The sequence below is a fragment of the Streptomyces sp. NPDC060027 genome, from assembly GCF_042737005.1.
In the GTDB taxonomy this organism is placed as follows: Bacteria; Actinomycetota; Actinomycetes; order Streptomycetales; family Streptomycetaceae; genus Streptomyces.
Genome location: NZ_JBHWVI010000073.1, coordinates 24639 through 35771, shown reverse-complemented (window position 1 = coordinate 35771; position 11133 = coordinate 24639). Strand labels below are relative to the sequence as shown.

Genomic DNA, 11133 nt, shown 5'->3' with positions numbered 1-11133 from the left:
CTTTTTCTCTTTGCACAAAAACCCGGGGGGGTGCCTGGGGGGGCCCGCCCCCTCGCGCCCCCCCCACGCCCCCTGAGGCATGCCACCGCCCTGAGAACGGCAGGAAGGGGAGCGAGCCGCGAGCCCTCAGGCCCAGACGGACAGTCCGGCGACGGATCGGGACGCGCATCGAACCCGTGAGAGACCGCAGCAACACTGTTGCGCACTGCATGGCCGAGTCCGCAGCCGACGCTGCCTGGCCAGCTCTGCGCAGCCGCCCGTACCTGCCCTACTGCGCAGGACTTCGGATGCATTGCGCATCCACCTGCGCAATGAGTGCCACGCTGCGCAACCGCGATTGCTCATCCCCCTCGAGCGCGCGCGGGGGACGCCTGTGGTCGGCCCAACCATGAGCCCGACCATGGCAGTCCAGTGCGCATGGTGTCGGATCGTGACCGATGGTCGGGGGTTGTGGCCGTCAGCCTGGTCGGGGATGCCCGGTGAGCTGATGGCATGGATCTCGGATACGGCTCCTCACGTGGCGGCCCCGGACCCCTCGGGTTCGTAGCGCTCCCCCAGGACGTGGGTCGCCGCGGGCTCATGGCGGGCGAGGCAGCACGATGAGCCGCTTGGGGGCGGGGGTCCGCCGCGGGGTGATGGCGGCGGATCAGTTCACCCAGATCGCCAACGGCCTCCTCCGCGATCCCCGGCTCTCCTCCAAGGGGAAGGGAATCTTCGGCTTCATCAGCACCCACGTCACCGGCTGGTACGTCACGGTTGCCGATCTCGTGCGCGCTGGACCGGACGGGCGGGACGCCGTGCGCGCCGGCCTGAGCGAACTGCAGAGGCACGGCTACCTCGTCCGCGACCAGCTGAGGCACGACGACGGGACGCTCGGCGAGATCGTCTACTCGATCACGGACCGCCCGGCGTCCCTCGACACCGCACTCGCGCAGACAGAGGGCACGGCATTCGTCTCCGCTCTGCCGAGCAGGTCGGCAGCCGGCTCCAGTGCGGGGATCCGCCGTGGGGTGATGGCGGCGGATCAGTTCGCCCAGATCGCCAACGGCCTGTTCCGCGACCGACGGTTGTCGTTCAAGGCCCGCGGCCTGTTCGGGCTCATCAGCACGCACAGGGACGGATGGCGGATGAGCGTCGCGGACCTGGCGCGCTGCAGCCGGGACGGTCAGGCAGCCGTCAAGAGCGGGCTGAAGGAGCTGGAGAAGCACGGCTTCCTGTTCCGGGAACGCGAGCGCAACCCCGACGGCACCCTCGGCGCGGCAGCGTACGTCATCACCGACCTGCCCATCCTGCAAAGCACCAGGTCCGAGCCGATGTCGGGTTTTCCACCGGTGGATAACCCGACGTCGGTTCATCGCCCCGCTAAGAACACCAACAGAAAGAACACCACGAAGCAGAAGACCAGCCCCCTCCGTCCGTGCGACCGCGCCGACGTCGCGACGCCCACGGGAGCGAGTCAGCCGGACATGCCGGCATTCCTGCCGGCCGCCCACCCAGCAGACGAGATGCATCCAGGGACCCGGCTGCTGCTTGAAATTGGAGCGAGCCGTCCCGAACTCCTGCTGACCGGCAAGGCGCTGACCGATCAGGGCCGCGTGGTCACCGGAATGATGGGGTCCGGCTGGAGCGGTGAGCAGCTGCGCCATGTCATCACCGACCGGCCGTTGCCGAATCCGGTGCGCACGTCGGTCGGCGCGATCATTGCCGCCCGTCTGCAGGCCGCTCAGGCCTACCCGCCGCCCGCCGCACTGGACGGCCTGCATCACCGCGACCACGTCCTGCAGGACGAGCCGCCCTCGAGGCTGGTGACCGAGCGGCGGTCCACGGCGTGCGCGGCCCGCACGGTGACCGAGGCCCTGACCTACCGGGCGCTCGCCGAGTGCGCCAGCTGCGGAGTACCGGGCACCGCTTCCGGCGAAGACCTCTGCCCGGCCTGCCTGGGCTGGCCGCTGTGCCGAACCTGCCCAGGACCGACGCCCCGCCGCGCCCACCCCGATAGCGACGGCCGCTGCACCACCTGCGCCACCGCATCCACCTACCTGCCGGAACGGAGCACACCATGACCACCCCTGCCTTGCCGATATCCGGGATCGCTCACCGGTTGAGCCCGTTTGGGCAGCAGCCCAAGCGATGGGAGAAGAAGCGGTCCCGCGCGGTGCGCGGTGGCCACGTCTGCTCCGGATCCGGCTGCGAGGCCAGCTACGAGCCGGTCCTGATTCGGGAGCAGGCCGGATGGGGGTGGATCGACTGGAGCGTCCCGGCCGACGGCAGCCTGCCCGAACAGCCCCACCGGATCGCTGTGTTCACTCCGGTCGCGACGCGTACCCAGCGCCTTTGCCTGCGCTGGCTGGCCAGGAGTTCCGCACGCCGGATCCGTCTCGGCCCGGTGGCCGTACGGACCGCTGCAGCCGCCGTCGCGGTCCTTGCTCTGCTGGCGGCCGTCCTCGCGATCCTCCAAGGCGTCCCCTTCGTGCTTGTGCTGCCGACATCCGCCCTGGCCCCGCTCCTCGTGGAACACCTGAGCGACCCGCTCGAGGCCCGTGCTGGCGAGAACGTCCGGATCGTCGAGGCCGAAGCAGCTTGCCGCTACCTGCAGCGCCTCGCCGCTCTGCACGCTGGCCTCGTCCGGGCAGCCGCCGGCAGCGACCACCCCGAAGTAGGGCACGCCGTCGAGACCGGCCACCACCAGCTGTTCGACACAGCGGACCTGCTCCAGCGACACGACACCCGCTCAGCCTCCGGCGAGTTCATCGCCCGGGAGCAGTTGATGCTGCAACTCGCCGTCCAGACCCGCCACATCGTCGCGCCCACGCAGGGTGGCGCAGCGTCCGTCCGGCACGACCGGGCCGACGTACCGGAGCCGCTGGGCCCCTATCCGCCCAGGCCCCGCCACCCAGCCAGCCACTCGACGCCCATCGCGCCGATGAAGGAGGAACCGCTCATGCCCCAGGACGGCCCCGAAGAGCTGGCCCGCCAGGTGTACCTGCTCTTCGCCCACGAGGCCTACTACCCGGCCGCTGCCCAGGAGATCAACACCTCGCTCGTGGTCGCAGCCTCCCTGCTCCACCCGCGCGTACGGCAACCCGACGGCGCCCGCATCTACGACCGCCTTACCCGCGGCCGTCGGCCGGGCGAGATCGTGCCGCTGTCCACGCTCTCCCACGAACTGGACGGCGGCGCGCGCTGGCCGGAGGTCGGCGACTGGGAGGCGGTCACCGCAGACCTGCTCCAGATGATCCAGGGCGGCGCATGCGACGCCCTCAGCCTGGGCCTGCCCAATCTCGCCCGTGCTCTGGTGTGCTCCGGTCCCCACAGCCGAGTCCAGGCGTACGATCCGGCGGTCGGGCGGCATCGGACGTGGGGGCCCGCCGACCGGATCGAGGTCCTGGTCGAGGTTGGCAGGCAACTGGCCTTGGCGGAAGCCGGGCGTGCCCTGTGGCCGGGCGACGGTCTGGCTGCGTTCTGCCCACCCCGGCAGCGGCACGTGATGCCCAGGCACGAAGTGTCCGCAGTGCGGGACGACGGCGCAACACCGCCGACATGATCACGCTGCACAGGTGGCCAAGACTCGCTCGTTCCCAGTCGGCACCAGCGCTGCAAAAGACGGTCTTGCTCGCCCAGATCGCGGGGCTCATCATGATGTGGCCCAAATGCTGTGGCTGTGCAAGGAGTTGAAGAGATGTGGTTCTCTCGCGGCAAGCCGTACGACAGTCCTGCTGAGGCCCCCGTCGACCTGGTGTCTGCCGTGCGGGCTCTCCGTGCACAGATCACCGAGGCAGCCGCATCCGACCCCGATTCGGACCTTCGCTTCCAAATGGGCCCGATCCAGCTCGAGTTCACTGTTGCGCTGACCCGCGACCGGACTGCCAAGGGCGGCATCAAGGCATGGGTCGTCACGGCCGACGCGGAGCGCAAGCGGTCTACGGCGAACACCCATCGCGTGACGCTCAACCTCACTCCCGTATCGGCCGCCACCGGCGAGAGCCCCGAGATCCGTAACACCGAGTCCGGCCACCGCATCGTCCGATGAGCGCTGCCGTTCGCCACCCCAGCCGCCTCTACTTGGTCGCACTCACTACGAGCGACGACCAGGTGCGCGGCAGCGGGTACCTCCTCAACAGCCGCGTGGTCGTGACGGCAGGTCATGTGGTCGCAGGCGTCCCGGCTGAGGATCTGCGCGTCTGCCGACTGCATACCCTGCGCGCGACGACCGCCGAGGTTGTACGGATCGAGAAGGACATCGCGGTACTCGTCACGGCCGAGGACCTGGCCGCGCCGGGAGAGCTGGCGAACGTGGCGTTGCGCGAGCTGGGATCCGACTCGCGCTTCGGTGACTGCTCGGCCCTGGGTCTGCCCGCGGTGATGACCCGGGTGACTGCCGGCGTCGCCCCGCTCGAGGCCGCGTTTCGCGTGGCACCCAACAGCGCGGACAACCACGGCTACCTCTCCCTCGAACTTGACGGATACCCGCCGGCGGGTCCGAAACCGTGGAGCGGCATGTCGGGTGCACCGGTGTTCCATGCGGGCCGGTGGCTGATCGGTGTCGTCGTGCGCGACTCCACGGGCTGGAACCACTCCCGGCTCGAGGCGAGTCCTATCAGTGCCCTGTTCGAGGAGGCACCGCTCGCTGACGCGCTGTTCCGCGTCCGGCCTTCACCGCCGGTTACCGAGTCCGACGCTCGCGATACCGCGTTCCTGGACACGTACCGCAGTGAGACGATCCGCCGCTACGGGCACATCGAACTGTTCGGGCTCGGGCTCCAAGGCCATCTCACGGACGACATCAGCATCGACCACGCGTACGTGAGTCTGCGTGCGGGCGTTCCTTCGCGGCGCCTGTCGTCGACGGCGGAGCAGACCAGACCTGTTGAGCCCCTCATCGCGAAGAACACGCGGCTTCTGCTGCGGGGCAGCCCGGGGGCGGGGAAGTCCACCCTGCTCGAGTGGCTTGCCGTCTCCATGGCGCGAGGTTCGTGCAAGGGGGAACTCGAACCGTTCAACGACCAGATTCCCTTCCTGTTGCGCCTGCGCGACATGTACGCGCCGAGATGGAAACGGATCGAGGGACGGGACGGAGTTCCGCCGCGGATTGGGCAGTTCCTCGAGTTCAGCGGGATGGCGAGTGACTTCGCCCCGCCGGACGGGTGGATTCGCCGGATGCTTGAGCAAGAGCGGGCGCTCCTGCTCGTCGATGGCCTCGACGAGGTGCTGGAGGGCCACCGGGACGGCGTGCTGCGCTGGATCAGCGATCTTCTGCGGGAGTTCCCTGCCCTGCATGTCATCGTCACGGGGCGCCCGGAGGCGCTGCAGCATTGGTCCCCTCCTGCCAGGCTCGGTTTCGTGGAGCTCAAGCTCGTTGAACTCGACGCCGACCAGCGGGCGGAGCTCATTCACAAGTGGCACCAGGCGGCGATCCTCGGGGTGCACTCGTCACGGCTCGGTGATGAGGAGCGCGACCGGCGCATCGACCGTCTCTCCGCCTACGAGATTTCTCTGACCCGCCACATCAATGCATCATCGGATCTCTCCGCGCTCGCCGCGACCCCACTGCTCTGCGCGGTACTGTGCAAGCTTCACGAGGTGCACGGCACCCGGCTCCCGCGGTTCCGGCAGGAGCTGTACGCGCGGACCGTCGACATGATGCTCGGGCTGCGCGACGCGGACCGTGAGGTGCCCGAGCCGCTCCCTGGCCTGGACATCGATCAACGCCGAGCGGTTCTCTCTTGGATCGCCGGCTACCTGACGGCGGAAGGCGAACGGGAGATCACCCTGACGCGATTCGACGAGAAGGTGCAGAGCCGGCTGCCCAGTCTGGGACGGGAAGCCAGCGCCCACACCCCCAGTGAGATCCGCAAGGCCCTGCACGAGCGGAGCGGGCTTCTCGTCGCCCCGGCCGAGGACACCCTGCGCTTCAGCCATCGCACCTTCCAGGACTACCTCGCAGCCACAGATCTGGTCGCCCAGCGCTCCTTCGGGCAACTCGCAGGCCACGCCGGGGAGGAGATGTGGGACGACGTCCTGCGCTTCGCCATGAGCCAGTGCAATCTTGCCGACACCCGTGAGTTCGTCGCCCAGATGCGGCGCAAGGCACGCCTGGTGACCAACGGGAAGCAGCGCGCGCGCATGCGCCTGGCTGCGGCATCGTGCATTCCCTACGCGGTGCAGATGGAGGAGGAGGACCGCAGGTCCCTGATCGCGGGGGTCGCCAAAACGTTCCGGCTCGCGGCGAACGAAGAGAACAAGGCACTTGCCTCGGGGCCGGAGAAGGCCCTTGCACAGCCCGCCGGGTCGCAGGACGGTCTCCCGCACGAGACCGACCAGTACGCCTCGGTAGGGCCCGACCTGCTCTCTGCCCTGCAGCGTGACTTTGACTGGCAGGACATGGACCTTTGCCGCAGCGCCGCCCAGCTGGCTGGCAGGCTGGGCGGCTCCGAAGCTCTCGCCTTCCTGTCCCAGATGCCGTTCGAGCAGCGGAAGAAGCTTGCCTCCGTACTGGTCGGCATCTGGGAGAACTGCCCGGGCCAGGAATACGCCGATGCCGTACTCGCCGGTCTGGACGTCTCCCGATTGTGGGCCGACTCGACCCAACAGCTCGGCCAGGCACTCGTTCTGGGCTCGGTCGAGGGCCTGACGGTGCGAAAGGCTATGCCTCTCGCAGAGGTCGTCTCCTTCGCCAACAGGCATCGGACCAGCTTGCTGAACTGGACGCCCACCGCTCTCAAGGAAACCGAATCCTTCGACCTTCTCCGTGAGGCGCAGGGGCTGACCAGCCTTCTTCTCGGAATCGCTCCGACCACGAGTGACCCGCTGTTCATCGCCTCCATGATTCTCATGCCGCATCGGCAGTACGAGAGGTTCCGGTTCACCCTGCCTGCGTTGCCCGGCGTGCGGGATCTGGCGCTCACGTCCATGCCCCTCGACTGGCCGGCGCATGTGGCCGAGTGGACGAGCCTGGCCCAGGTCTGGCTCACCGGCTCCGCGGTGGAAGGGATCCACTCGCTCGGTGATCTGCCGGCCCTCACGCAGCTGTCCGTCTCGTGCGCGGCGCGGCAATTCACAATGCCCTCAGGCCTCGGCCACGGCGGAGTGAAGCACCTCGGCCTCATGCTTCACGCAGATCACGGGGTCAAGGAGATCGATCTGACGCGCCTGCCGACGGCGTTCCCGGCCCTGCGCCGGCTCACGCTCGGTGTTGCGGGGCTCGGCTGGGAAGCCGATCTGACGGGGCTCGAGCACGCGCCGGACCTGCGGATACAGCTCCTCGGCGTGCCACGGAACCACTCGGGTGTCCGCGGCGTCGAAAGCTTCCCCAGGGAACGGATCAAATGGGGCTGAGGCGCTTGCACCCACCCCGCACGTAAAGAGCGACGTCCACGACTCCGGCTTCTTTGGATTCCGTCCTGCGCGCTCAGGGCCCGATAGGCCAGCACACCCCAAGTAGGCCCCGCCGTGTGCGTGTAGGGCGGTATGGGCTATCGGGTGCGGGTGTAGGTGAGGGCTTCTCCGCTGCTGTCGATCGTGCGGCGCAAGCTGTTGTCGTTTTTGAGGATGAGGGTCGAGGTACCACCCGGTGCGCAGGAGGCTAATGGAGTGCCGGAGGTGACGGTGCTCGGGCCGAGTTTCAGTCGGCTGGTGCCGCTCGGTGCGGCGGTCAGGGACGCCGTGAACACGCAGTGGTAGGTGTCGTTGCCGGCGGGGCCGTCGGCGACGAGGATCAGTACGTCGTCGCCGATGTGGCCCTGTTTGATGACGAGTGATCTGGTGTTCTCGCCGGGGGCGTTGGTGATGGTGGTGCTCCAGCTGCCGAGGTAGGCCTCTGGCACGTCTCCGTTCACGACGGGAGTGGGGGAGGGTTTGTTACTGCCCACGGAGTGTGAGGGGGTCTGCCGGTGGACCAAGGGGCGGAGTTGGTAGCCGAATGCGGTGAAGGCGATGGCGAGGACGGCGGCCGTCGCGGCCAGCGCGAGGGTGGGGCGCGGCCGGTGCTGCTGCGCCGGGGTGTCGCTCTTTCCGATCACGACGGGTGACGCGGGATCGAGGACGACGGTGAGCCAGTCCGATGGGTCTGGTCCGGGACTGTCGCGGTGCGTGGGCGCAGGGGCGGTGGCTGTGGCTTTCTCGGCCTGCGGTGGTGGTGCGGTGAGGATGGACCGGCGTGTGGTGCTGTCGGTCGGGCGGCGGATTTCCCAGACTCTCGACGGCTTGGGGGAGTTGCCGACTGGGGGGGACGGGCCGGCTGCTGCCGCTCGCTCGGCAGTCTGGTGGGAGTAGGAGCGGATGCCGATGACGGCGGCTGCGGCCCTGCGCGCGAGGCGGAGCTCCAGGGCGGGGGTCAGTGCGGTGGTTCGGGTGGGATGCGCGGTGGTGCCGAGGGTGGCTGCGGCGGCCCGGCGCAGCAGGCTGGGCCGGGTCATCCGGTGCCGTCCTGGTTCGCGGCCGACGGTCTGTGCGCCCTGCCTGGCTGCGGGGAAGGACGGGATGAGGGCGGGCTGTCCGGTGTTGGCGGTAACGATGTACTGGTGGCGGTGCGCTGCGTCGGCGGAGTGTCTCGGGTGCTGTGCAGGACCTGTCCCGGACCGTTGCCTGCTGCGTCGGCCGGCTGCGTGGCACTCGTGGCTGCGGGAGTGGCGCCTTCCCCGAGAACCGCCTCGGCCAGGCGGGAGTTTTTGAGCTGGACGAGGACCAGGGGCGCGGATGCTCCGGCGGCGAAAACTGCGAAGCCGCCACTGACCTGTCCCGACGTCCCCAGCAGTCCGGCTACCAGGGCTCCCAGGACGGTGTGCACCACGGCGGCGATGGACTCGCCCCCAACGTCGTAGAACGCGCCGAACGCAGGCGGCCCTTCAGCGCCGGGGTCGGGAGCAAGCCGGTACTGCTGGCGCCTGTTGAGCCATTCGGTCATGCAGTCGTAGGCGTGCATGATCCCGCGTACAGCTCCGCCCGCGGCGCCGAGCAGCAGCAGAGTCGCAGTGTCCACGGTGTCTCAGCCCATGCAGGAAGATTCCAGTGATTCCGTCGCAAAGCCTACGGACCAGGTCACTGGGGCGTGGCTCGTTTACCGAAGAGCCCGTTTGCAACCCGGCCTTTCCGGTGGGTAGTTGAGTGCCGCGCGCGTCGGGAGCCAACCACGGCCTCTCCCGAGCCGGTCGTGTGGTCACAGGCTCGACGGTCCTGCGGTGCACCGGCGGACGGATGGGGTGATTGGTGCGAGGGGATTCGAAGTAACCGCTCGGAGGGCGCAGCGTTTTGGGCCTGCCAACGCTTTTCTGTGGTGAGGGCCTGCCCGAAGGGCCCCGATGCAGACAGTGGAGGCGAGTGTGGACGCATTACACGAAGTGGCTCCTGTCCTTGCGACGGTGGCCGCAGCCGCGGGATGGATGGCACGCCGCGGCGGGCGGGCAGAATTGTGGCATTTGCTGGGGGCGTGGGCGCGCGGACGCAGCCGGATGCACGTGGAGCGGGAACGCTGTTACGTCCTGGTGGAGTTGGTGGAGCGTCTGCCGCCCGGCAGTCGCCTTCATGTACGGGTGAATCCGGGCGGGCAGAGCAGCATGGACGTCCGAACGGCGTTGTCCTCAGATACGGCTGATGGGCGGGACGGCCGGTGACGGTCGTGGAGCCCGCCCCGAGTGAGGGCTGTGGGAGGCCGCCTCCAGAAGGGTTCGAGGCGTTCTTCATGCAGTACGAGCCGCGGTTGCGCCGCTACCTCTATGTCCTCGGAGCGCGCGAAAGCCTTCTCGAAGACGCGGCCCAGATGACCCTGGAGGAAGCGTTCCGCTCGTGGTCGAGCCTGCATCACCATCCCCGACAGGATGCGTGGCTGTTCACCGTGGCCCGGCAACGCTACGCAACGGCCTACAAAGAGCACCTGAGGATCGGGGAGCCGACCGACCCGGTCCTCTTCGACCGCATACACCAGGACGACGCGACAGCGGGATGCGACCAAAGGCTCGACCTGCTGGCCATGCTCCGCCGGATCCCTGAACAGCAGTGTGAAGCCCTCGTGCTGCGCCGGTTCTTCGACCTGCCCTATGAGGCGATAGGTGAGGTCATGGGGGTGCGGCCCAGCTCGGCCCGCTCCCTCGTCTGCCGTGCGCTGGCCAGCCTCACCCGGATGCACGACGAAGACGAAGACAAAGACAAAGAGGAAGGGGGATGCACATGAGTGTCGAAGAGCGTCTTGGGCAGGCGCACCGCGCACTCGAGGAGATGTGGTCCGATGAGGCGGCAACCGCCGATCGCCTCCAGCGCCTTTTGGCCCGCGTCCACTCGCCGCAGTACGCCGGCCCAGCCGCCGAGGCCCTGTCTGCCGCCGCACGTGTCCGCACGGATGCGACTGCCACCGGTGATCTGAGCGCAGACCCCCCGGCAGCGACCCGCACCCTCTGCCCGACCGGATCCCGTTCGTTGCCAGTCCAGGACACGCACCAGGCGCACGCTCTCGGAGCCGGACAAGGCTCCGCCGGGCCTGCCGAGGACTCCGGCGTGAGCACCGTGCGCCCCATGGACCCGGACAGCGCCAGTGCCCGGATCGTGAAACTGGTGGAGCAAGCCCAGGCAGGCGATCCCGACGCCTTCGGCCAGCTCTACGACCGGTACAGCGACACCGTGTACCGCTACATCTACTACCGTGTCGGCGGGAAAGAGACCGCGGAAGACCTCACGAGCGAGACGTTCCTGCGCGCTCTGCGGCGCATCGCATCGTTCACCTGGCAGGGACGTGACTTCGGCGCCTGGCTGGTGACGATCGCCCGCAACCTCGTCGTGGACCACTTCAAGTCGAGCCGCTTCCGCCTGGAGGTGACTACCGGCGAGCTGTTCGACGCAGCCGGAGTCGAGTGCTCCCCGGAAGACCGAGTCCTGGAGGCCTTCTGGAACATGGCGCTGCTCGACGCCGTACGGCGCCTGACCCCGCAGCAGCAGGAGTGCGCGACTCTGCGATTCCTCCAGGGGCTCCCTGTTGCGGAGACGGCCCGCGTGATGGGTAAGAACGAGGGTGCGGTCCGGGCCCTCCAGTACCGGGCTGTGCGGGGGCTGGCCCGGATTCTGGACGCCGAGAGGAAGTAGCCGAGTGGCGTACAAGGTGTGCACGAGCCGTGCAGTCCCGGGGCCTGCGGCGGCTCACGGCCATGG

Annotated in this window: 8 protein-coding genes; 6 read left to right on the top strand and 2 right to left on the bottom strand. The window is 68.7% G+C overall.

The annotated features are described in order from the left end of the window. The first annotated feature begins 599 nt into the window (after positions 1 to 599). The 4 genes from ACFWBT_RS19865 (at position 600) to ACFWBT_RS19850 (ending at position 7335) form a co-directional block, all read left to right on the top strand. Positions 600 to 2063: a hypothetical protein gene (locus ACFWBT_RS19865; protein ID WP_385701973.1), complete on the top strand. Its 1464-nt coding sequence runs from the start codon at positions 600 to 602 to the stop codon at positions 2061 to 2063. Continuing rightward, positions 2060 to 3544 (top strand): hypothetical protein, encoded by a 1485-nt coding sequence (locus ACFWBT_RS19860; RefSeq protein WP_385701972.1) that lies wholly within the window; start codon positions 2060 to 2062, stop codon positions 3542 to 3544. The genes ACFWBT_RS19865 and ACFWBT_RS19860 overlap by 4 nt, the downstream gene beginning before the upstream one ends. 135 nt (positions 3545 to 3679) lie before the next feature. Continuing rightward, positions 3680 to 4030: a trypco2 family protein gene (locus tag ACFWBT_RS19855; protein ID WP_385701970.1), complete on the top strand. Its 351-nt coding sequence runs from the start codon at positions 3680 to 3682 to the stop codon at positions 4028 to 4030. Continuing rightward, a complete protein-coding gene (locus ACFWBT_RS19850) occupies positions 4027 to 7335 on the top strand; it encodes an NACHT domain-containing protein (RefSeq protein ID WP_385701969.1) in 3309 nt (1102 codons plus the stop codon). The genes ACFWBT_RS19855 and ACFWBT_RS19850 overlap by 4 nt, the downstream gene beginning before the upstream one ends. A 137-nt stretch (positions 7336 to 7472) precedes the next feature. On the opposite strand, the gene ACFWBT_RS19845 is transcribed toward ACFWBT_RS19850, so the two are convergent. Together ACFWBT_RS19845 and ACFWBT_RS19840 are read right to left on the bottom strand one after the other, a co-directional pair. After that, positions 7473 to 8414 (bottom strand): hypothetical protein, encoded by a 942-nt coding sequence (locus ACFWBT_RS19845; RefSeq protein WP_385701968.1) that lies wholly within the window; start codon positions 8412 to 8414, stop codon positions 7473 to 7475. Beyond that, positions 8411 to 8977, bottom strand: a complete 567-nt coding sequence (locus tag ACFWBT_RS19840; RefSeq protein WP_385701965.1) for a hypothetical protein — start codon at positions 8975 to 8977, stop codon at positions 8411 to 8413. Before ACFWBT_RS19840 ends, ACFWBT_RS19845 begins: the two co-directional genes overlap by 4 nt. A 627-nt stretch (positions 8978 to 9604) precedes the next feature. On the opposite strand from ACFWBT_RS19840, the gene ACFWBT_RS19835 reads away from it, so the two are divergent. Beyond that, positions 9605 to 10165 carry an RNA polymerase sigma factor gene (locus tag ACFWBT_RS19835; RefSeq protein ID WP_385701963.1) on the top strand — a complete coding sequence of 187 codons (561 nt, stop codon included), beginning with the start codon at positions 9605 to 9607 and terminating at the stop codon, positions 10163 to 10165. A gap of 44 nt (positions 10166 to 10209) precedes the next feature. Further along, positions 10210 to 11067 (top strand): ECF subfamily RNA polymerase sigma factor, BldN family, encoded by an 858-nt coding sequence (locus ACFWBT_RS19830; RefSeq protein WP_385701977.1) that lies wholly within the window; start codon positions 10210 to 10212, stop codon positions 11065 to 11067. The last annotated feature ends 66 nt before the right edge of the window (positions 11068 to 11133 follow it).